Annotated in this window: 14 protein-coding genes and 1 pseudogene; 9 read left to right on the top strand and 6 right to left on the bottom strand. The window is 60.0% G+C overall.

Annotated features, from left to right (window positions below):
- Positions 1-12: 12 nt before the first annotated feature.
- Complete coding sequence (locus M017_RS0108720) at positions 13-9,150, bottom strand: GH36-type glycosyl hydrolase domain-containing protein (RefSeq protein WP_162179865.1); 9,138 nt, start codon at positions 9,148-9,150, stop codon at positions 13-15.
- Positions 9,151-9,296: 146 nt separating this feature from the next.
- Between M017_RS0108720 and rpoZ the strand changes: the two genes are divergently transcribed.
- The 6 genes from rpoZ to M017_RS30200 are packed head-to-tail and all read left to right on the top strand — an operon-like array spanning position 9,297 to position 13,677.
- Positions 9,297-9,545 carry a DNA-directed RNA polymerase subunit omega gene (rpoZ, locus tag M017_RS0108715; RefSeq protein WP_051670591.1) on the top strand — a complete coding sequence of 83 codons (249 nt, stop codon included), beginning with the start codon at positions 9,297-9,299 and terminating at the stop codon, positions 9,543-9,545.
- A gap of 6 nt (positions 9,546-9,551) precedes the next feature.
- Positions 9,552-10,793: a bifunctional phosphopantothenoylcysteine decarboxylase/phosphopantothenate--cysteine ligase CoaBC gene (gene coaBC, locus M017_RS0108710; protein ID WP_031497402.1), complete on the top strand. Its 1,242-nt coding sequence runs from the start codon at positions 9,552-9,554 to the stop codon at positions 10,791-10,793.
- Positions 10,790-11,623 (top strand): uracil-DNA glycosylase, encoded by an 834-nt coding sequence (locus tag M017_RS0108705; RefSeq protein ID WP_051669680.1) that lies wholly within the window; start codon positions 10,790-10,792, stop codon positions 11,621-11,623. The genes coaBC and M017_RS0108705 overlap by 4 nt, the downstream gene beginning before the upstream one ends.
- Positions 11,624-11,627: 4 nt before the next feature.
- Entirely contained in the window at positions 11,628-12,254 is a 627-nt protein-coding gene (gene tmk / locus M017_RS0108700; protein ID WP_031497399.1) for a dTMP kinase, read from the top strand.
- Positions 12,247-13,296, top strand: coding sequence for an AAA family ATPase (locus tag M017_RS0108695; RefSeq protein ID WP_031497397.1), 1,050 nt, complete (start codon positions 12,247-12,249; stop codon positions 13,294-13,296). The genes tmk and M017_RS0108695 overlap by 8 nt, the downstream gene beginning before the upstream one ends.
- 54 nt (positions 13,297-13,350) lie before the next feature.
- A complete protein-coding gene (locus M017_RS30200) occupies positions 13,351-13,677 on the top strand; it encodes an RNA chaperone Hfq (protein ID WP_031497395.1) in 327 nt (108 codons plus the stop codon).
- On the opposite strand, the gene M017_RS0108685 is transcribed toward M017_RS30200, so the two are convergent.
- Positions 13,674-14,198 carry an acyl-CoA thioesterase gene (locus tag M017_RS0108685; RefSeq protein ID WP_051669678.1) on the bottom strand — a complete coding sequence of 175 codons (525 nt, stop codon included), beginning with the start codon at positions 14,196-14,198 and terminating at the stop codon, positions 13,674-13,676. The two genes, M017_RS30200 and M017_RS0108685, sit on opposite strands and share 4 nt — an antisense overlap.
- A 17-nt stretch (positions 14,199-14,215) precedes the next feature.
- On the opposite strand from M017_RS0108685, the gene M017_RS0108680 reads away from it, so the two are divergent.
- Positions 14,216-14,536, top strand: a complete 321-nt coding sequence (locus M017_RS0108680) for a tetratricopeptide repeat protein (protein ID WP_031497391.1) — start codon at positions 14,216-14,218, stop codon at positions 14,534-14,536.
- Between the two features lie 93 nt (positions 14,537-14,629).
- On the opposite strand, the pseudogene M017_RS0108675 reads toward M017_RS0108680, so the two are convergent.
- Positions 14,630-14,862 (bottom strand): annotated as a pseudogene (locus M017_RS0108675) (IS5/IS1182 family transposase); the annotation flags it as partial.
- A gap of 236 nt (positions 14,863-15,098) precedes the next feature.
- On the bottom strand, positions 15,099-16,178 hold the full coding sequence (gene recA / locus M017_RS0108670; protein WP_080507581.1) for a recombinase RecA: 1,080 nt from the start codon (positions 16,176-16,178) through the stop codon (positions 15,099-15,101).
- Positions 16,179-16,268: 90 nt separating this feature from the next.
- Here recA and fliD point away from each other — a divergent pair, with 90 nt between their 5' ends.
- Both fliD and M017_RS0108660 read left to right on the top strand, forming a co-directional pair.
- A complete protein-coding gene (gene fliD, locus M017_RS0108665) occupies positions 16,269-17,624 on the top strand; it encodes a flagellar filament capping protein FliD (RefSeq protein WP_031497384.1) in 1,356 nt (451 codons plus the stop codon).
- Complete coding sequence (locus M017_RS0108660; RefSeq protein WP_031497382.1) at positions 17,624-17,956, top strand: hypothetical protein; 333 nt, start codon at positions 17,624-17,626, stop codon at positions 17,954-17,956. Before fliD ends, M017_RS0108660 begins: the two co-directional genes overlap by 1 nt.
- Before the next feature lie 1,073 nt (positions 17,957-19,029).
- Here M017_RS0108660 and M017_RS0108645 read toward each other — a convergent pair.
- A complete protein-coding gene (locus tag M017_RS0108645; protein ID WP_051669676.1) occupies positions 19,030-20,748 on the bottom strand; it encodes a tetratricopeptide repeat protein in 1,719 nt (572 codons plus the stop codon).
- Positions 20,749-20,859: 111 nt separating this feature from the next.
- Complete coding sequence (locus M017_RS0108640; RefSeq protein WP_031497370.1) at positions 20,860-23,244, bottom strand: flagellin N-terminal helical domain-containing protein; 2,385 nt, start codon at positions 23,242-23,244, stop codon at positions 20,860-20,862.
- Positions 23,245-23,250 lie beyond the last annotated feature (6 nt).

The following is a 23,250-nucleotide window of genomic DNA, read 5'->3' as shown; positions in this document are numbered from 1 at the left end:
TTCGAGAAGAATTTACACGGTCAACTGTTCTCGATCGACGCTGAGAAGCTCTCCCACTTCCGGCGTCGACTGTTTCATTTCCGGCAGCCAGACCTCAATTCGATGTTCGCCAGTTTTCTCCAGGGGAATCGACGATCCATCGACTGGCCGCCCGTCGAGATGACAGCCAATTGTGCCGCGCATCACTTCCACCGTATAGTTTGCCGCGCCGTGGCGGAAGCTCATCGTAAAGCCCGGCCAGGTGGCAGGAATCACCGGACGGATTGCACAATGTTCCCCAAGGATCTTCAGGCCCAGAATTTCTTCCACCCACACACGATAGGTCCAGGAGGCCGAACCGGTATACCAGGTCCAACCACTCCTGCCCTCGAGTCCTTTGGCGTGATAGACATCTGCAGCGACGGAATAAGGCTCTCCTTTATAGACTTTGACTAAAGACTCTGTCCGCGTACTCTCCACAGGATTCAAGAGCTGCATGAGCCTCACCGCATTGTCACCATCGCCGAGCCGGGCGGCGGCCATCGCAACCCAAAGCGAGGCGTGCGTATATTGGCCACCGTTCTCACGCAGGCCGGGAGGATAGCCCATGATGTAGCCAGGATGGGGCTCAGAATGGTCGAAGGGAGGATCGAACAGAAGCACCAGGCGTTCCTTCTCCAGCACCAGATACTGATAGACCGCATGCATCGCGATGCGTTGCCGCTCCGGCAATCCCTCCCCGCTGATCACTGACCAGGACTGGGCAATCGAATCGATCCGCGCCTCTTCATTGAGATGCGATCCGATGGTTTCACCAGTATCGAAGAAGGCTCGCAGATACCACTGTCCATCCCAGGCATTCTCATTGAGATTTGCCGCCAGCACCGCAGCCGTCGCGCGGCCGGCCGAGGCCGCATCGGGGTTGCCGCGCTGCTCCTGCAGATCGGCAAAGCGCTTCAGCGAATCGATCAGGAACCAGCCCAGCCAGACGCTTTCACCTTTCCCCTTGGCACCCACATGATTGAGAGCATCGTTCCAGTCGCCGGTACCAATCAACGGCAGACCATGCGGGCCGCGGGAACGGGAGTGATCTAACGCACGCTGGCAATGCTCTTCGAGCGATGCCGTCTCGACCGATACCTCAGGCGTGTAATAGATTTCCAACTCGTCCTCACGCAGTTGCCGGCCATCAAGGAAGGAGACCTGCTCGTCGAGAATGCTGAAATCGCCGGTGGTCTGCACATAATGACAGGTCGCCTGGACCAGCCATAAGAAATCGTCAGAGCAACGCGTCCGCACGCCGGCGCCAGACTGCGCATGCCACCAGTGCTGGACATCGCCTTCTACAAACTGCCGCGAAGCAGAGAGCAGAATCTGGTTCCGCGCCATCTGCGGCGCCGCAATGCAAAGCGCCATGACATCTTGCAGTTGATCGCGGAAGCCAAACGCGCCGCCGGATTGGTACAACGCCGTGCGGCCCCACAAGCGGCAACTGGTCACCTGATACAGCAGCCAGCCATTGATCATGTAATTGACAGAAGCCACTGGCGTCTTCACCTGCACCGCCCCCAGATGCTGGTTCCAGAACTCCCGCGTCAGCCGATTGCACTGTTCCACCCGCTGTGGATCGCGGAGAATCTGCGCCACCTTGCGGACCTCATCGACAGAGCTCGCCTCTCCTAGTGCAACAGTCAGATCCTGGCTTTGCCCCGGATCGAGGGTGATCTCGATCTGCAAGGCACCGCACGGGTCGAGCCCACTGCCCACAACACGGTCGAGACGCTTGCGCCGCAACCCGGCAGGGTTCTCCGTGGACCCGTTGCGCCCGAGGAAACTGCCACGATCGCCAGAGTAACTGGCCGGGCTCTGATCACTCATCATGTAGCTGACATTCTGCGGATCCATCGCCCGGAATGAATTGCGAGCCATTAACACTTCGCTGCTCTCATCCCAGAAGCTCACAATGTGAGACTGCATCTCTTCGCGATTCGTGCCGAGCACCCACTCCACATACCAGTTCACCGTGAGCTTGCGCGCGATCCCACTGCCATTGCGCAGGCGTAGCTTTGCAATGCGCGCCGAGGGCAGCTCGGTATTCTCGCTCGGCACAAACACCTCCAGCCGATGCTCGATTCCTTTGCAGTTGTGCTCGTAGACCGTATAGCCATGCCCGTGGCGGATGCGATAGTGTTCCTCATCGCGGATCGGCTGGGGTGTCACGGTCCACACCTCTCCGGAATCTTCATCGCGAATGTAGAGGATGTCCGAAAGCGGTCCGCTCACAGGGTCGTTGTTCCACGGTGTCAGCCGGTTCATCTGGCTGTTGCGCGACCAGCAAGTGCCGAAGCCAGCTTCGGACACAAAGGTTCCGAAGTTCCGGTTCGCCATCACATTGATCCAGGGCAGCGGCGTGTGTTCGCCATCTTTTAAGAAGATGGTGTACTCTTTGCCGTCGGCGCTAAAGCCCCCGCGGCTGTTGAAGTAAGCGAGCTCTTCAAAACCCAGCCCTGGCGTATCGAGCTTGGCGGCCCGCGAGAAGACAGGAGCCACGGCACGCTGCCCGGAGGGCTCGAGTGCTTTGCCAAGCTGCTGGATCAGCAATCCGCCGCCCGCGCGAATGACAATCCGTGCGGCGCTCAAAATCAGATCGAGTTCCTCCTGTTGGAGTTCCGCCCAGGCCCGTACGAAGACACCGCCCGGCTGGTCCATGCCCGTCAGGATCGACTGCGCGCTCACCAGAGTTCGAATGCGTTCGGCGAGCGGACGATCATAGCTGGGCGACTCCTGATTCAGGATGATGAGATCGACCTTCAATCCGCGCATCCGCCAGAAATTGTGCGCCGTCAATAGCTCACGTAAATTGCCCAAGCCCTGGATGTCGGCAATGGTGATCACCGCGATGGGCAGGTCGCCGGAGATGCCGTACTTCCACAGACCAGACTGCCCCCCGGTGGTACGCTCCATCCGGTCTTTTGGCGCCCGGATGCGAGCGTTCGGATAAAGCAGATGACTGGCCAGTTCCTGGAAGCGATGTGCGGCATCGCTCTGGATGCCCAGATAGCGAAGCTCGAGTTGCGCATGTGTCCAAGCCAGTTCAAAAGCACGAGTTGCCGCATCGAGCACTTTATATTTGTCGATCAGCCGCAGCAGCAAGTCGCGCGACGAAGCCACCACCAGCACGGAACTAATGATCACCCGGGAGCGCGGCTTCAAAACAATGCGGCAACGCTGCGCAAAGATCGGGTCCAGCACGATCCCCGTCTTGCCGTTGAGCGGACGGGAGACGGCAGCCGGCGCAGAGGTAGTGCCATCGCGACCAAGGAAGCTGGCGCGATCGGTCTCATACTCCACATCCACATCGGGTCCCAATCCGGCCAAGACGCAGGCGGCAAACAGCGGCGGATCTTCATCGGAACGGGTGCGGCGGCTGGCGATCAGGGCACGCCTGTCCTTCAGCACTTCTGTCGTGACAAACATCTTGCTGAAGGCGGGGTGTGTACGATCGGCAGCATGCGGCGCCATGGCCAGCTCCGTGTAGGTGGTGAGATCGATCGTCAACTCCCGCAGAGTACGGTTGGTCAGCATGTAGCGACGGATCTCCGCATCATCTTCCGCAGAAACCGTGACTTCTGTCAGCACTTCGAGATCGTCATCACGGCGCGAGAACTCCACACGGTCGGCCGAGAACACCGCGGAATAGGACTCGTCATCGGTGCGAGTCGGCTGATACGTAGCCGAGAAGGTTTCGCCCGTGCGCACCTTGCGGATGTAGCAGTAGGTTCCCATCGCATCGAGTGTCGTGTCGGCACTCCAGCGCGTGACATCGAAATCATTCCAGTGGCAATAACCGGATCCGGCATTGGTCACCATGAGCGCCATGCGCCCATTGGCCAGCAAGTGCGCGCGAGGAATGCTCGTGTCCTCGCGGGTGACGCGGTGCGTGGGCTCTGCCGCATCCACCATCACACGCACCGCGGGCTGTTCGGGCTCCGGCAGCACCAGACGGGACTTCTCCGCCGGGATGCGTTCATAGAGCAAGGTCTCAACGGCACGGATGCGCGGGTCTGCATGGAAGCGCCGCTGCATGATGCCGCGATGGAGCACATTGTCAATCGCCATCAACGACATGCCCTGGTGATGGGCCATGTAGGATTGCACCACAACGCCCGCGCCCAGGCCACGGCCTTTTTCGCGCGTAAAATCGATTGCTTCAAAGAAGCCCATGCGTCCAAACATGCCGCGGCTTTGGAGATCTTTCAGATTCGCCAACGCTTCTGGTGCATCGATCTGCAGCGCGAGTACCGACGAATATGGCGACACCACCACCTCTTGCTCCACACGCGCCTTCAGGCTCAAACCCGGAATGCCAAACGCGTAGTATTGATACGTTTGATTCGCATCGACCGCGCTGTGCCCTGATTCTGAAAGCCCCCAGGGCACGCCTGCTTTTTCCCCAAATTCAATCTGCTTCCGGACCGCCTGGCGGCAGGCATTGTCAAGCAGCGAGTTGTCGACATTCCGCATGAACAACGCGGGCATCAGGTACTCGAACATCGTTCCCGACCAGGACAAGAGCACCTGGCCATCGGCAGAAGACGTATAGGGACGCCCAAGCGCCACCCAGTGCTCCGCGGGAAGATCGCCCTTGGCAATCCCGATGAAGCTGGCCAGCCGCGCCTCGCTGGCGAGCAGATCATAATGATTGTCAGACTGGACAGGCATGTCGATCGCAAGACCGATCTTCATGAGCTTCTTCTGCGGATCGTAGAGCGCGGAGAGATCGGTCTGCTCGATCAGTTGCTCGAGGCTATCGGTGCAATGCCGGGCCAGTTGGATGGTTTTCATCGCCGCATCGTGCGCGCGGTTATACTCAGCCTCCACCTCTTCCAGCCAGAGCCAGGCCTGCCGGGGTGCAGAGACCACCTCCTGCGTGCGCAGCGCAATCAATTGGCGCAGCGCATCAGAACCGGCCGCAATCTCGTTCAAGGAGGGAGAAGTATCTGCCACCTCTTTGCGCAAGGCCACAGCATTGGCCCCCAACTGCGCCACAAAATCGTCGGGTGGAGCCACCAGCAGATCGCGCCAGCGCAGATAGCGCGTGCATTGGTTGTGCCAATCTTCCGCCTGCGTGTGTAGTTTGGCAATCCAATAGCCGCGCTGGTCATTGGGAGACACAGACCAGCGTGTGCTCTCGAGCAACTGCCCGATCGGACTGTCTACCAGCTTCCAATACGTCGTATATTCGCGGCTGGCAAGGCCACCGCGCACCAGGCGGGCAAGAGCCTTGAGAGAAGCGAGAGCCATTGTGTCGCCGGCAGAGAGTTCCTGCACAATCCGCAAATGATCTTCGAGCGCCCGCAGACTTTCTGCTCCGGCAATCGGAGCTTGCATCAGCCGCTTCACTCCCGCGACTGCCACCAACAGACTGGCCAGCAGATTGCCGCTATCGGCAGTGGAAACATAACGGGGTAGCAGCGGAGCCAGCGTCTCAGTGTCATACCAATTCAGCAGATGGCCACGATACTTTTCGAGGCTCTTCATCGTTTTGAGAGTGGCGGCCAGCCGGTTGAGCAGTGTATCGGGAGTGAGATGCCCGAGGTCCGAGGCGGTAAACAGACTCGTGATCCACAACCCGATATTCGTCGGCGAGGTGCGGTGCGCAAGCTGCGCGTTCGGGTACTCCTGGTAGTTATCCGGTGGGAGCCAGTTATCTCCTGGCCCCACCAGATCGTCGAAAAAACGCCAGGTGCTGCGCGCTATCAGCCGCAGATAGGACTGATCGACTTTACTGATCTGGTGCTCCGCACTCGGCTCATCCTGCTGTCCGAGTGCGCGAATCGTCTCCGTAGTCAGCAACCACAGGATGAGGATCGGTAGAATCCAGAGTGCCCGTTGCGTCAGCAGCACAAAAATCAGCAGCGTCATCGCAGTGCCGGTGACCAGAGCGCCTTGCGCCATCGAGCGATTGAGATGTAAGGCTGGATCGGCCTGCGTGGCTTCTGCGGTTTCCCACTCCAGCATGTGCTTCCTCGAGGTCGTCATGCGATAGCAGGCGCGCAGAATCGCATCGACAGAAATCAGGGCCTGATGCGGCAGCAGGATGAGTGTGATGAGAATCCGCTTCAGCTCGGTCAACAAGCGCTGCCAGTTGCCGTGGTCTCCGGTTACGCCGGAAGAAACCTGGGCCAACAGCCCAAGCAGAAAGGGAACAGTCAGATAGCCGCCGATCACTGCGACCGAGATGCCAACTCCCGCTCCGAACACCCAGGTGGAAGCCACGAGCAGCGTCGCGGCAGGAGCCACCAGGCTGCGGCGCAGATTGTCGAAGATCTTCCAGCGCGAAATCGGCGTCAAAGGATTGTGCACCATCTGACCGGTTGCATCGGGCACCATGCTCCGAATCCACGGCGCAATCTGCCAGTCGCCGCGAATCCAGCGGTGCTGGCGCTTGCAGAACGCCGGGTAGTCGGGCGGGAAGCTCTCAAAGATCTCGATATCACTAGCCAGGCCGACACGCACATGCTCCCCTTCGATCAGGTCGTGACTCAGAATGTGGTCTTCTGGAAAACGGCCCATCGTCAGGTGGTGAAAAGCCTCGACATCATAGATCGCTTTGCCATGGAAGATGCCATGCGAGAAGAGATCCTGATAGGCGTCAGAGACTGGCCGGGCATAAGGATCGGAGCCCGAGATATCGCTGAAGAGACGCGTAAAACGAGTCGCCAGCGCCTCTGGCAAACCGATGCTGACACGAGGTTGGATGATCGTATAGCCGCGCTGCGCCAACTGCCGCTCCCCCACCTTCAACCGGTTGAGCGGATGCGCGATCGTCTCGATCAAGGCTCGTCCGGTGGAGACCGGAAGCAGCGTGTCCGCATCGAGCGTGATGACGAACTGGATCTTCTTGGCGATCCGGCCAAGGATCTGGATGCTGTGATGAGGCAGGCTGCGGCCGAGAAGATAGGCGTTCAGCTCTTCGAGCTTGCCGCGCTTCCGTTCCCAGCCGATCCATTTGCCCTCTGTCTTCGACCATTTGCGTTCGCGATAAAAGAACACGAAGCGATCTGTTTTATGCCGCGTGTTGAGGCGTTCGATCGCCTGGCGGGCATAGTCCAGAAGCAGGCTATCCTCCTCCTTGACATGCGTGTCGGCATCGACAAAGTCCCCGAGCAGCGCAAAGAAAAGATTGGCGTCCCGGTTGGCCAGATAACGGATCTCGAGCTTCAACAACTCCCGATCGATCACCCGCTCGCTCTGCATCATCATCGGAACCGCTACCAGCGTTGCGAACTCGTCCGGAATCCCGTACTCGAGCGACAGGCGCGGCAGGCGGTTCACCGGCATCCACTTGACCACCAAGGCCTGCATCAACTGCGTTGCAATCTCGCTCAAGGGAAGCAGCAGGAGCAATGCGAAGCTGAGCAGCACAAAGATCGAATTCATCCCGCCCATCGACACCGCAGCGGAGAAGGCCGCAATCAGCAGCAGCGCGGTCAGCGTACTGAGTGCGCTGAGGTAGAAAATCGTCGGACGCCGCCGCAACCCTCGCAGAATGCGGTCGCGCAGCCGGGGACGGGACCCGGTGCAAGCCTCCAGAATCGGCCTGCCGCTATCGATCAGGTAATAGCCAACCTCTCCGGCCACCTCCCGCGGAGGGTGGGCCCGGGCCAGTTCCAGCGCCTTCTCAGCTACCTGCAACTCGGTAAAGTACTCGGACTGCCGCGCGAGTTCCTCGATCGCCATGCGGTATTGGTCGCGCGTGGCAAAGTTGCTCGCCGCATAGGTGCCGGTCGGGTCCTGCTTGAGCAGCGCCTCCACCTGGTTCACCGCTTCAAAGATCTCGATGAAGTCAATCGAAGAGAGCTTGCGCAGACTGACTACGATGTTGGAGATCGAGATCCGGTCCAAGGCCTCCCGCTTGTGAAACTCCGGCAGATCGTCGGCGAGCGAATAATTATGCTTTGCATGGAGCCAGGCCTGGACCTTGCTCAGACTCTGATCCTCGTCCTGGAGTTGTTTGGCCAGCAAGCCGAACGAGCGAAGATCGCATCCCATGCGCGTGAAGTAGAGATCGAGAAACTCTTCCACTTGCGCGGAGCCACGGCGGCTGGCCGCAATGATGCGGTCGGCAAAGAAATAGGCAAGCTCCTGTTGGTGCTGTGACCGCACAACGCGCAAAGAAAGCAAATGCAGGCGATCGACGAGCACCAGCCGGAGGAACTGCGGAAAGGCCCAGATCTCGCCGATGTTCAGATGCTTCACCCGGTCGGCGGCAGCGAGCACGGCCAGCACGTTTTCCTGATTGATCACTCCATCGGTGTTGATGACAAGCGCGCTGGCCAGTTCCTGCACGCGAACCTGATCGGAGCGCGAGCCCGGCATGTTCTCAAGAAAAGGCGGGGTGAGGCCACGGCGAACCTCCGCCACCTGACTCCTCACCAGATGTGCGTTGTCGAGTAACCACTCAGCAGCCGGCGAAACGCTGTGCTCCAGGCGCAGACCAATGTTGAGTTCTTCGATGCTCTGGTCGAGAGTGGATTCCGATTCCGCCAGAATGTTCGCGATCACCTTCGACCGGGAAGCGCGCACCGGCATACTTGGCATTTCCGCGTCTGCGGCCGCCGTTCGAACGTCGGTCAGTTGCTGCAACTCCTCGGGAGCCAGTTGCAGTCCCTGCCCTTTCACCGGGTCGTTGTGATTCTTTAGATTTTCGATGTCCGACACCACGAAAATCGCCGGCGGATCGGAACTTCGCAGTTTCCGCGTAATGGACTGGAAACGATCAGGCGCCACTTCAACGGCAACCAGGGTTTCTCCACTCAGGATCGTGCGGCCATATCGTTGCCGGATGGCATTCGCCAGCGTAGCGTTCTGGACAAAGTAGATCGCTGCCGCAGCCATCACACAGGCAAGACCGGCGGCGGCAAACCAGAACCCGAGCCCCCAGAACAGGCTGCCGAGAAACACGGCCAACCCCAGCAACCCGGCGAGGAAGAGCCGCGGGTCGCGCTTTCGATAGAGTTGCGGCGGCGCAGCACTGTCCGCGCCCGGCTCCACCAGGAAGGCCGCATAGGATCCACCATCGAGGAGTTGGAAGGCCTCCCACGCCTGGTCACGGTTTCCGAAGTAAGCGAGTACGAAGCGGTTTGCAGATTTCTTGGCAGATTTCATGGATTTAAGAGTTCGAGACACGAGAAGCGTGGGCAAAGATTCCCACATGCTTCCTTTCCTCAGACGATCCAATGCCTAATCACTGTTTCTTCATCTGGAATTCCTGCGGTTCGACAAAGCTCGACCGAGTGCGCGACAATAGTGGGATGGCTGAAGTTAAGATGGCTCCCCGGATCAACCCGAATTTCATCATTCCTGACGATCCAGATTCTTCCACTTACCGCTTCATCATCGTCGCCGCAAAACGCGCTCGTCAGTTGCAAGGCGGGCAGCGCTCGTTTTTGCCCACGATGTCGCGAAAATCAACTGTGGTCGCAATGGAAGAGACTCGGCGTGGGTTGGTGCAATACTACATCCCCGGCGAGACCGAGCTGAAGCCAGAAGAAGAATCCTAGGGCTCTATGCTGCGGAACGGCTCTCCTCCGCGTGTCATCCTGGGCATCGGCGGTGGAATCGCCGCCTACAAATCAGCCGAACTCGCCCGAATTCTGATCCAGCGTGGATACAAAGTTCAGCCGGTGATGACGGCTGCAGCGATGCAGTTTATTACCCCGCTCACCCTGTCGACCCTCACGCATGCGAAGGTCATCACCCATTTGTTTAGCGAGCGCGGGGATGCGAACGCGATCTTGTCCAGCGCCGTCGAGCACATCGACGTCGCTCTTGAGAACGATCTGTTGTTGGTCGCTCCCGCAACAGCGAACCTTTTGGCTCAATTCGCGCACGGCTTAGCTGGCGATTTCCTGACCACAATGCATCTCGCTTTCACCGGACCCGTACTACTTGCCCCGGCAATGAATACTAACATGTGGAACCACGCAGCCACACAAGCCAATCTTCGTTTGCTGCGCGAGCGGGGTTATCACGTGGTTGGACCGGATGCGGGAGATCTCGCCTGTGGGATGGTGGGCGCAGGACGCTTGGCCGAACCGCTTGAGATTGCCGACGCCGCCACAGCCCTGCTCGACGGGCAAAACGATTTGGCCGGCGAAACCATTCTGATCACAGCCGGCCCCACCCAGGAAGCAATCGACCCTGTCCGCGTCATCACAAACCGCAGTTCAGGAAAAATGGGCTATGCCCTCGCGGCAAATGCTGCCCAGCGCGGGGCAAAAGTAATTCTCGTCAGTGGCCCGGTGGCCCTGGCAGCCCCCGCTCAGGTAGAAATGGTGCGCGTCGAATCGGCAGAACAAATGAAGAATGCCGTATTGCACCGCCTCCCCGAAGCTTCTGTCTTCATCGGGGTTGCCGCTGTCGCCGACTATCGCCCGGCCAATCCAGCAGATCAGAAGATGAAGAAAACCGCATCCCGGCTCTCGATCGAGCTGGAGCCGACCGCAGATATCCTTGCCGAAGTCGGGCGGCTCAAAGGCGATCGCATCGTCATTGGCTTTGCCGCAGAAACCCAGAATTTAATCGCCGAAGCCAGCCGGAAGCTGAATGCCAAGAATTGCGACATGGTGGTGGCAAATCTGGTCGGTGGAAACGGCACCGGCTTTGAAGGCGACGAAAATGAGGTTCTTCTGGTGACACGGGATGCCGAACCCCAGGCCGTTTCACGCGCCGCCAAGTCCGTGGTGGCGGCAAAAATTCTCGATCGCATCCCTGGCCTGCGATTGGCCGCTCACGCAGAAGCAAGATGAACGCCGAACAACTCCGCCAATATCTCGAATACTTTCGTGATTTGGGGATCACCCACATCACGGCGCCGGATGCGAGCCAGTTAGCGGCGATTTCCGCTGCTCCGCCCGTACCGGAAGCGGTGCGCCCTGCGGCCGCACCAGTAGCTCCCATCGCCACTCCGCCGCCGATTGTCGCGGCCCCCGTACCCATGAAAACTCCCGTCAACGATCTGGTTCTGCCGACATTGGCCCCTGAGGGCGATACCCTCGCGCGCATCCGCGAAGAAATCGGCGATTGCAAGCGCTGCCGCCTTTGCGAGGCGCGCAAGTCAATTGTCTTCGGCTCTGGCAACGAAAAGGCGCGTCTGGTATTTGTTGGCGAAGGCCCGGGAGCCGACGAGGACGCGCAGGGGGTTCCGTTTGTTGGTCGAGCCGGACAATTGCTCACTGCGATGATTGACGGCACCGCCGCAAAAGATTCTCTTCCCCTGCGCCGCGAGGATTGCTATATCTGCAACGTCGTCAAGTGCCGGCCACCGGACAACCGCACGCCGCTGCCTGACGAGATGGAGATCTGTGGCCAGTTCCTCTATCGCCAATTGATGACGCTCCAGCCCAAGGCAATCTGCGCTCTGGGCTCCACGGCGGCTCGTGCGCTGTTGAACACCAAAGAAGGCGTCACCAAGATGCGTGGCCGTTGGCAGCGCTGGAACGGCATTCCCCTGATGGTCACTTATCATCCGTCCTACCTGCTGCGCGCCTACAATGTCGAGGCCAAAAAAGAGGCCTGGACCGACCTGCGCAAGCTCTTCCACTTTGTTCTCGACGACTCTAAGGTCCACCCGGAATAAACACATGCCCAACGGACTCTTTTTGAGCATCGAAGGCATTGACGGCAGCGGAAAATCGACACAACTCGATCTGCTCACCGCCCGTCTGGAAGCGGCCGGAATCCCCTTTCTGATCAATCGGGAACCGGGCGGCTCCACCGTCGGACGCCAGATTCGCGAGATTCTGCTCAACCCGGAGAATCCGGTCTCACCCGTCGCCGAACTGCTGCTCTATTTCGCCAATCGCGCCCAGAATGTGGATGAACAGATTCGCCCCGCTTTAGCGGCCGGCACGCTTGTCATTTCTGATCGCTATACCGATTCCACGCTCGCCTACCAGGGCGCCGCACGCGGCCTGGGACAGGCGCTGGTGCGCAACCTCCACGAGATTGCCTGCCGCGGCACGGAACCAGCCTTGACGGTCTATCTCCGCGTCTCGCCTGCCGTGAGCGCAGAGCGTCTGAGCGCCCAGAAGAAGGATCGTCTGGAGGCGGAGGGCCCTGGCTTCCACGCCCGCGTCTACGAAGCCTATGAGGCTCTTGCCGCCGCGTACCCCACACGCATGGTCGCCATTGATGGAGACCGGGAGGCAAGCCTCATCGCCGGCGACATCTGGCGCATCGTCAACGAAAGGTGGTCTGCCCGTGATTGAAAACTTTTTCGGCAACACCGAAGCGGTGGCGACTCTCACCGAGATGCTCGCCAATCAGCGGATTCCGCAGACCATCCTGCTCTCCGGCCCCACAGGCGTCGGCAAGGCGACACTGGTGCGGCGCTTTGCGAGTGTGATTCTCCAGGCCAATGCGGCCGACCTGGCCAAGATCGAGCAGGATGACCTGTTCCTGCCCCACAACATCGAGATGATGGCCGAGCGGGAAAAATTGGCAAGCGACAAGCGCTCGGAGGACCCGCTCAGCCTCTCCTCGCATCCCGATTTTGTCACCTTCGCCCCGGATGGCCCGCTGCGGCAGGTCTCCATCCAGCAGATCCGCCTGCTCAAGGACCAGGCCCGGCTGCAACCTTCGCGCGGCAAGCGCCGCGTCTTTCTGATCGATCAGATCGATCGCGCCAATGAGCAGGCTGCCAATTCGCTGCTGAAGGTGCTCGAGGAGCCGCCCCCGCATCTGCTGATCTTCATGACCGCAGAGAATCCTTACGATCTGCTGCCAACCATCCGCTCCCGTTCGGTGAACATTCGCATGCACCAGGTGCTTGAAACGGAGATCACAAACTTTCTGTCTTCCCGCGGACTCGAGCAAAGCGAGCGCCGCGCCCGCCTGGCCAATGGCTCGCCTGGCGTAGCCGCTTCACTCGATATTGCCGCCTTCGACAAACGCCGCGCCGCGATGCTGAACCTGCTCGAGGTGGCCAGCCGCCGCGCTCCCTTTGGCTCTTGGATCAAGAACGTGGAATCGATTTCGGCCTCAAAATCCGAAAAGTTGGAGCCCTATCTTCAGGTTTTATTTCTGTTGCTCGAAGATATTCTCTTACTGGCCCACGGCTTCGATCAGATCCGCAACCCCGACATCGCCCGGGAGCTCAAAGCCATCGCCGATGCAGTGAGTTTTGCCTGGCTCAAGCGTGCAGTGCAGCTCACCGATGAGATGATCCGACTCCTGCGCCGGAATATCCAGAAAGGCATTGCGCTCGACGCCTTTGCCGTCGAGTTGCGGGATATGGTGGCCGCCGCCTAATCCCATTTTTGGAATTCCGCTTATAATTCAAGTAATTCGTAAGGAGTCATCATTTTGGACACACCGATCCGCCGTAGCTTGCGTGCCCCAATCTCTGAGTCGAGAGAAAAGCCCAATTCTTCGGTCAAATCCGCTTCGACCGCCGCTCCCAAAAAGCAGATCCCACCGGATCAGACGAATGCGGAAAATTTCTACTACATCAAGCAGATGAACACCAAGACTCCCATGGTGATTGTCCTCAACGATGGGGAAGAGTTGCATGGCGTGATCGAGTGGTACGACAAGGGTTCGCTCAAGGTAAATCGCGATGGCGAACCAAATCTGCTCGTCTATAAATCGAGTATCAAGTACATGTATAAGGATGAAGACGACGAGGATTAATAATTTCCAGCCTCGAGTTTTTTCTTCATTTCAAGACGATACGCGCGGCGGGCTCCCGCCTGTTCGTATCGTCTTTTCTCTTCTTCGCTCTCGGTGACAATCGGCGGCACGGTGAGCTTGCCGCCTTTGCCGTCTACGGCGACAAAGGTCAGATAGGCAGAAGTCGTGTGCTTCACCTCCCCGCTCATGAGATCTTCGACAAAGACCTTCACGCCCACCTCCATCGAGGTGTTCCAGGCCCGGTTGACGGCGCTGCGCACGGTCACCAGTTGCCCAATCTGGATGGGGTGCAAGAAGTTCATGTAATCGACTGATGCGGTCACCACGGGCGCGCGGGCATGGCGGCTGGCCGCAATGGCGCCCGCGATATCCACCAGATGCATCACCCGGCCGCCAATCAGATAGCCGAGGGGATTGGCGTCATTGGCGAGCGCGAGTTCCGAGATCTCCGAGAGGCTCTCCCGCACCGTCCGCCCTGCACTCGGGGCGTTGTGGTTGGCATTGAACTTCCAAGCTGACATTTCTCTTCGACGCTACCATGAGTACAGTGTCCAATCGCATCGAAACTCTAGAGAACCTGCTCGCCCAGGCACCCACCGACAGCCGCCTCCGTTACATGCTGGCCAGTGAGTATAAGAATGGCGGCCAGCTCGAGTTGGCCGTCCGCGAATTCCGCTCGATTCTGACTCACGACACCAGCTATGGCCCCGCTTATTATCACGGCGGACAGACGCTTGAGCAATTGAACCGGATCGAGGAAGCGCGCGCGATGTACGCCGCCGGGATCGAAGCGACAACGCGCTCGGGCGACAGCCACACCCGTGGCGAACTCGAAGTCGCGCTCTCGATTCTCGGCTAAGCCGCTACGCCCGTGTAGAGACAGAGGACGCAGTCCGGCATCAGCTGCCCCTAGAGTCTAACGTTTCAAATCGCGAACGAGTCGGCGGAATCAAGGGGCCCTCCCAAAGCTTCTCTCAACGACCCATCGTCGAGGGAGCAAGACAAGATCCTTCTTGGCCGTCGAGAGCTTGACTACATCCAGTTGAATTCCGCGCTGGCTGGCGGATCCGGTGCGGCCTTGGTCAACCAGGCCAATTCAATACTGTCTCTGGTCACCTCTTGCACCTGTTCCGCCAGAATATCGAGCTGCGCGCGATCCTGTTCCTCAGCAGGAGTGACGTGAACCATGGCTTCAAACACCTGCCCAGCGTTGTGTTTGTGGATCGACCACGGTGGCAAGTCGGGAGTCAGGGCGCTCCGCATCGCGCTGCGGGACGTCTTCCTCCATCAACGTCAGATAGGGCGCTGCAAACGCCCATTCTTCGTCACTGAGCTCGGTCTGGTGTCACTTTTGGAGCCGGGGAGGCCATCCCTTCAGCGCCTCACCTGCCGGAGCTTCTCCGAGGACCTCCTACGGCCGGCTAGCTGGCTGCGGCGGCCACCCGCACCGGCTCCGGAATTGCAGGTGCCTCTTGCGGGCGCACCCGCTGCTGCTTGGTGCCTGCATCGAGATAGTCGAGACCAAGTTTGCGCAGCACCGCATCTTCAATCGCGCCGCGCATCACCGGTGCGCCCTCCAGCGCCTCGCGAGCTTGCTCCCGCCCCTGCCCCAGACGCTGGTCGCCATAGCTGAACCAGGAGCCGGACTTCTGCAGCACCGCGGTCTCCACCGAGGCGTCCACCAGTTCGCCCAGGCGATCGATTCCGCGGCCGAATCGAATCTCAAACTCCACCTCCCGGAAGGGAGCAGCCATCTTGTTCTTGACCACCTTCACCTTCACCCGGTTCCCTCGGATCTCTTCGCCGTCCTTCACCACCGACAACTTGCGCACATCCAGCCGGACCGAGGCAAAGAACTTCAGCGCCCGCCCGCCGGTGGTGGTCTCCGGACTCCCGAACATCACGCCGATCTTCTCGCGAATCTGATTGATAAAAAGAATCGTGCAGCCGGTTGTCGCTGCCAGACCCGTCAATTTGCGCAAGGCCTGCGACATCAACCGCGCATGGACGCCGACAAAAGCATCGCCCATTTCCCCGTCGAGTTCCGCCTTCGGCACCAGCGCCGCCACACTATCCAGCACGATCAGATCGATCTGCCCTGTCGCCACCATCGATTGCACGATGTCGAGCGCCTGCTCACCGTAGTCCGGCTGCGAAAGTAAGACCCGCTCCGGGTCTACGCCCAAACGGGCCGCATACACCGCATCGAGCGCATGCTCCACATCGACAAAGGCGGCATAGCCGCCGAGCTTCTGCACCTCAGCAATCGCGTGCAGCGCCAGCGTCGTCTTGCCTGAGGATTCTGGCCCGTAGATCTCAATGATGCGGCCACGCGGCAAGCCCCCACAGCCCAACGCATGATCGAGTTGCAGCGACCCGGTCGGAATCACCGGCACAGACTCGGCCGCCCGCGAGCCCAGCACCACCACCGAGCCGCTACCGTTCTTCTTCTCGAGTTGCTGTGCAATCTGCGCCAGCGGCGAAAGGGCACGTCCATTCATGCTGCTTCAGTGTGCCAGAGCAAAACTTTCTCTCAAGATTCTTCAAACCATACCGAAAAGGAGAGAGGAGAAGAGCGGAGCTTTCCTTTTATGAGCCTGACCCCATTGACCTTTTCTGGAATTAGCGAATACTCTGCCGATTTCCAGACCATCCTCACGCGCATCACCAATATCGCCTCCTACCCGCTCAACCAGTTGAAGAATGAGCAAATCGACGTCGCCTCCCGGCGGCAGCTCACCAACGAGTTGAATGCCTCGATGATGCTGTTCGGGCAAAAGTTGAGTGCGCTCAAAGAGGTCGCCGGCAATCGTGCCATTGCTGCTTCCACCTCGAACGCGGCCAAGGTCAGCATCGATACCGTCAACAGCGACACCGCCACCACCTACACCCTCTCGAATATCACTTCGCTGGCCCGGGCGGCATCGGAGACCTCGAAGCTGGCCTATGCGAATTCCGGCGCCACGCCAGTCTCCGCCAGTGGCAATCTGCAGCTCAGCGTCGGCGATACCAACTACAGCTTCACCCTCGGCAACGATCAGAATAATCTGGTCGGGCTCCGCGACAAGATCAACAGTTTGGGCGCCGGGGTCACGGCCTCGATTCTGACGGTCAGCGGCACAGAGAATTATCTGAGCATCTCGGCCAATAGTCCGGGAGCCAAGACCCTCACCCTGACCGAGGATCCCGAGGGAGCAAACACGAATCTGCTCACCCAGGCCAATCAGGGCAGTGACCTGAACTTCGTGTTGAACGGGGTCGCCGTCTCCCGCAAAACCAACCAGGTGAATGACCTGATTCCGGGTGTCAGCTTCAGCGTGAAGGACACCAGTGCCGCTGGCGAATCGATCACCCTCCGCTTGGGTACGGACCGCTCGAAGCTCTCCGCAGCGATCGCAGACTTTGCCGACGCCTACAATGCCTTGCAATCGAAGGTGGGCGCGCAGATTGGCCAGTCGGCCGGGCTGCTCAGTGGAGATTTCCTCGTCCGCGAGGCGTCTGAGATTCTACGCCGCATCTCGAGCTTCAGCATCGCCTCCGGAACGGTGAAAAACTGGTCGGACCTCGGCGTCCGCTTTGATTCCACCGGCACCATTAGCTTTGACACCTCTACCTTCCAGGCGCTGAGCGACAGCTCGATCAGCGATGCGTTTTCCTTCTTCAAAGACACCACCGGCCTCGGCGCGCTGACCTCGCGCACCGACAGCTTTACCGACGCGGTCAAGGGTCTGGCGAAAATGCAACTCGACCAATACGACAAGACCGATACCCGGCTCAACTCCCAAATCTCGGCGATGGAAGACCGCGTGCGGCTGCTCACCACCAGCTACCAAGCCAAGTTGCAGGCCGCCGATGCGCTCCTCGGCAACCTTGCCTCACAAAAGAACATTGTCAGCGCCTCCATCCAGAGTCTGAATCTCGTCCTCTACGGAAAGAACCAGGGTTAGTGCCTCCCAAACAACAGATTTCCTTCCTCCTCGATCAGATTGCATCCCTCGACGGAGGCTGGCAACAGGACCCGTCGCGTTCGATCTTCGCCCGGGAGCCCCTGCTCAGAAAGCTCGCGCATGTCTGTTCTCTTGCCCCTCAGGATTCTCTCGAGTTTCTCCCTGCGCTTGAAGGCCTGGCCCGGACAACCCAGGCCATCTTCGAGCAAGTGGAAGCAGAAAGGGCGGCCAGCACGGCCCGCTACCGGGAAGAAGTGGCGCGGCTCCGCCAGCTCCAACTCTTTGAAGAGCGGGGAGGCGATCCGCAGGGACTGCTCGACCGGCTGGGCTAAGGATCCTCCGGCAAACGGTGTGAGCCGTTTCAAGCGGCGATGCAAGGTTGCGAATGTAGCCCCATATTCACGATTGGGCCGGCTTCCGCAGTATCCGCGGCCAGAAATCCGGGCTCACGACCTGCGCAACTCGTACGGCGGCGGAATCACAATCCGCACCAGATGCCCTTCCTCAATTCAGCTCTCATGCTGCGAGCTTCCGGAACACTTTCCCCAAATGCCGCCGCAGCCCCACGGATCGCTTCCTTCACCGGCGTTTGGGAAGGAAGGTGGCTTAGCGGCTCACGTTCTGCAATTTCCCCGAAGGACTCCCAGATGGGTCAAACGGCTGCTGCTCCCCGATGCCTGCTGGAATGTTCTGGGGCGTGACGATAGAGAGGGCCTCAAACAGGCTCTGTTCCAGAAAGAACAGGGAACGGGCATTGGCCGCGCACACCGTCCACCTTGTGAGCACTCAGATTGTCCACCACCACTCCGTCTCCGGGTTGCAGTTGCGGGCACAACACTGATCCAGATACGGTAGGAAGTTCTCTCCGTCGGTGGCCGCTTCAATCGTCATCAAGGCCACCCACCCAGAACTGCGGATCGCGCCTGACACGGTCAACCTCCAACAGTGCCCTCCAGGCGTACCTTCCCGGGCCCGCGCCAAGCGCGTCTCTAGCGACATATCCTCTCCGTCGCCACGCCACTTTCGTCCAGAAAGATCAGCTTCTCCGGGTCGACTGGGCGGACTTGTTCCCTCCATTGGAGCCGCCGGATTGACCTTCGACGCTATTCTGCCCGACGGCTCCGTCTCTTGCAGCACCGCTCCCAGCCGCGCCACGCTTGCGTCCACAGGAGCCGTTGGATTTCGGCTAGCGTCCAGTCAGACTGTTCACCCATCCACCCGTCTGCTCGCAGAGCCGCGCTGGCCTCCCCAGCCGTCCGGGTTCACTTCTCGGCCCAACTACGGCTCACGCCGAAACGTTGTGCCAGCTTTTCCAGACTCCCTCGCCTCACTCGTAGGCTCCGTCGAATTTAGGCCGCAAGTCGTCCGAGTATGGGCTAGCCATTTTAGGATCTCAAGAAATGCGCTAGTCGCTTCCCCCATCGAGCAGTGCCCGCCGCAGTTCCCGCACGACACTCCGCCAGTCCCCGGCAATGGGCTGCCGGAACAGCCGCATTGACGGATACCACGGGGAATCGTCCCGATGCAGCAGCCAGCGCCAATCCGGCGCATAGGGTAACAGTGTCCACACCTGCTTGCCCATCGCACCGGCCAGGTGGGCCACCGAAGTATCGACCGCAATCACCAGATCGAGCGACTCCATCGCTGCCGCCGTCTCCCCAAAATCGAGGAGCAGACTCGAAAGATCGACGAGTTCCTCGGGAACCGATGCCTTCGGCACCCCCTTCTGCAAGCTGAGGAACTGCTGGCCGGGCAGCTCAAAGAGCGGCCGGAGCAACTCAACAGGAATCGAGCGGTTGCGATCATTCTGATGTTTCGGGTTGCCTTGCCAGGCCACGCCGATCCGCCGCCCGGCAGCCGGGAGCGCGGCAAAGAGCTTGCGCCACTCGGCCACCCGCTCCGGATCAGCAAGCAGATAGGGCAGCGTCGCCGGAATGTTTTCCAGCCGCGTCCGGAAATGATAGGGCAGGCTGGGGAAAGGCACCTGCCAGTCCCCGCTCCCACACTCTTCGGCATTCGAGGTACAGTGGCGTACCCCCGGCATTTGCGACAGGAGACTTACCAGTGGCGGCTGGCAAAGCACCTGCACCCACATGCCCCCTTCATCGAGCAGCCGTAAATAACGGGCGAACTGGATCGTATCGCCAAGCCCTTGCTCGGCATGCACCAGAATCTTCTGCCCGCGCAGGAGCTGCCCATTCCAGCGCGGCGCGTCCCATTGCCGCCGTGTGATCTCGTGCTGCACCAGACGGTGTTCATATCCGGCCCAGCCACGCTGCCAGTCGCCACTCAAGAGCGAGGCAAAGCCCAGATTCCAGGGAGCTTCTTTGTGCGTCGCCTGGATGGCGAGCGTCTCGAGATACTGGTTTTTCGCCTCCGCCAGCCGGTTCATCTTCAAATAGCAGTTCCCAAGATTATTGTGCGCCTCACTGAACGAGGCTTCGGCAGAGAGCAATCGCTCATAGATCGACACCGCTTCCGGCAAGCGCTCCTGCTCTTGCAGCAGCACCGCAAAGTTATAGAGCGCATCCCGGTAATCGGGCCGCACCAATAGCGCCCGGCGATAGCAAGCCTCAGCGGCGCTGTAGTTTCCGTCCAGGCGTTCGAGCAGCGCAAGATTGTTCCAGGCTTCGGCATAGACAGGTCTTGCGCCCACCGCGTTCTCATAGGCATGCTTCGCCTCGCCGGGCCGTTGCTGGAAGGTGCGCGTCACACCCAGATTGAACCAGGCTTCCGCATGCGCCGGCGATTGCGCCACCAGAATCTCGTAATGCTTGCCGGCGCCCGCATGGTCACCCTCGAGATGCAGCAGGTTGGCATAAGCCATCCGGAGTTCGGCGTTGGCCGGCTCGCCTAGCACCGCCTCGCCTAAGCAGGCAGAGGCCCGGCCATAGTCGCCCAGGCGGGCAAAAGCCTCACCCAGATGCGCACAGTAGCGGGGTTCCGGGCCTTCCAACTGGATCGCCCGGTGGAACAGATCGATCGCCTCAGGGACCGAGGCGTGTTCGAGCGCAAAAACGCCCATGGCGTCGTAGGCCGCCCCGTCTCTTGGATTCGCCTCGAGCCGGCGCAGGAGCTGCTCGCCGTAGACCAGATCGGGCGTCGTGTTTGCCGCGCTTGCCAAGTGCTTCCTCCTCTCTTTCCACAACAAATGCTCCCGCACGGCCAGACCATAGGCTGGCCGCCGGGAGCGTAGTGTCGCAATCCGTACTACTGGAGCAGCAATCCCTCAGGATTAGCCGCGGAGGAGACTCAGCACCTGCTGCGGAGCGGAGTTGGCTTGGGCCAGCGCGGCGATGCCGGCCTGCAATTGGATCTGCGCCTTGGACAGATTCGCGGCTTCCTGCGCCAGATCGGCATCGCGGATGCGGCTCTCACTGGCAGCCAGATTCGTCAACTGGCTCTGGGCCAGGTTCACGGCAAAGCCGAACTGATTCTGGCCGCGGCCGACAACGGCTTGGGCCTGGCCCAGCTTATCCACCGCATCGGCCAGTGCCGTAACGGCAGCCTGCGCATTCTCTTGGGTCGAGATGTCCGAGGTCGAACCGCCAGCAGCGGAAGCACTTGTCACCACCGTTCCCTGCCCGGTCGTGATTCCGGAACTCCCGGAACTGTTCGATCCGATGCTCACCTTAAAGCTGGAGAGCGTGCTCAGGAAGCGGATCTTTTCCGTGCCACCGTCATTCTCCTTCACCGCCACCACCTTCTTCAGCGTGTCGTTGTTGGATTGAGTGAGCGCCGTATTGATCGCGTCGATGGCATCGTCAATCGTGACCGCATTCTTCACCGTCGTATCGTTGCGCAGCACCACCGACAGATTCTGCTGCGAGCCCCCGGAATCGGTCGCGCTCAAGCTGATCGTCTGTGCGTCATTCGCATAATTGATGCCGCTGAAGCTCAGCAGCGCCGTCTGTTGTGCGCCCCCCGAGTTAAAGGTGCTTGAAGTCGAGCCGAGCGACGAACTCGTACTCGTCGTGCCCACTGCCGCCGCGCCGCGTGCGACCGAACTGAATCCAAAGTTAGTCGTCGCGCTGTAGGCCTCATCGAGGCGGAAATCGGTGCCATATTGGGAACGGATCTGCACCTGGCCCCCGGAGACGGTCGCATAGAGCCCTGCTTTCGCCGCGCTTGCATTGGCCGCAAAAGCGGCGTTCAAATTCGCTACACCCGCCGCGATTGTCGCGCCCGTGTTCGCCGTGATATCGAAGTTCGAACCATCGGACAACGCCACCCGGATCGTCGAGTTGCCCGGCGTGCCAGTCTGGTAGTTGCTGCCGGTGATGTTGTTCGACGAGAAGGTGGTCTGCGAAGCCTGCCGGTAGGAGGTTCCGAAGCCCAGCGCATTCTCCGCGTCCCCGAGCGTCTCCACCGTCAGCACCTCTCCACGGCCGTCCGTTAAGCTCAGCGTCTGTCCGCCCGCGAAGTTACTCCCCAGCTTGATGCCCGCCGCCTGCAGCGTCGAGTTGTTCTGGATCTGCGAACTCAGATCCGCGACAACATTCGCATACGTGGAACTGCCGCCGGTGACCTTCAGCGTGATATCGACCGGATCGGACAATCCACTTCCCTTGATCCGGACAATGATGTTGCTGGCCGTTGCCACCGAGACGCCCGTCAACGAAATCGCTGCGCCCGAAACACTTTGCGCCAGATCGACGCCGGTGGTGCCCGAGGAGAAATTCCCGAGCAGTGCATTGGCCGTGCGATCGCCAGCAGCCACCTGGAAGGCGGTATTCGCGCTGGTGAAGGCCATGCTCTGCTTGCCGGTGGCGCTATCCGTCACCACACTCGCCTTGATGCCCGCATTCTTGAAGGCCGTTGCATATTGCGAAGCGCCATTGCCGGCCGCGTCGATCGCCGCATTCACTGCCGTGGCGAGCGTCGCCGCATCCGTGACGCCACTCAGATTGACCGCCACCTTCACCGCATTGTCGTCCGAGAAGCCGGAGCCACGGAAGTAGAAATCCGTAAAGCCCGCTGCGCCCTGCGAACCGGTGTTCGTCGCATTGGTCAGGATATTCGCCACCGAGGTGGACGATCCGGTGCCGATGTCGGTGCCGGAAATGCCCTTGGCCTGCACGCCTTTCAAGCCCAGGCTCTTGGCATCCACCGTCGAGGTGCTCAGATCCACCGCAACGCTGCCATTGGAGATCGCCGAGATGCCGCTCGAAGTCTTACCGCCGCCAATGAAGACGCTCAAGGACTTTGCCAGCGAGCCGCCCGTATTCAGGCCAATGGCCTGCGACTGGCGGTCGATTTCCTCAATCACGCTCTTGAATTCGCTGTTCAGCACCGAGCGCGAACCGGTAAAGGTGCCCGAGGCCGACTGGGTTGCGAGCGTCCGCGCCCGGTCGAGCAGTTTCGAGATGTTGTTGATGCCGCCGTCGACAATCTGCAGCTGGCTCAAGCCATCGTTCGCATTGCGGACGCCCTGGGTCAGGACGGCCTGGTCGCTGCGCAGTCCGTTGGCAATCGCCAAACCCGCCGCGTCGTCGCCCGAGTTGACAATGCGCAAACCGCTCGTGACACGGTTGATCGTCTTCGACTGGAAATCACTTGTGTTGTTGATATAGCTTTGCGCCTGCAGTGAGGCGATGTTTGTGTTTGCGGAAAATGCCATGATTCA

The sequence above is a fragment of the Bryobacter aggregatus MPL3 genome, from assembly GCF_000702445.1.
GTDB lineage: Bacteria > Acidobacteriota > Terriglobia > Bryobacterales > Bryobacteraceae > Bryobacter > Bryobacter aggregatus.
Note: the sequence above shows the minus strand (reverse complement) of the source record. Positions and strands in the feature narration are given on the sequence as shown.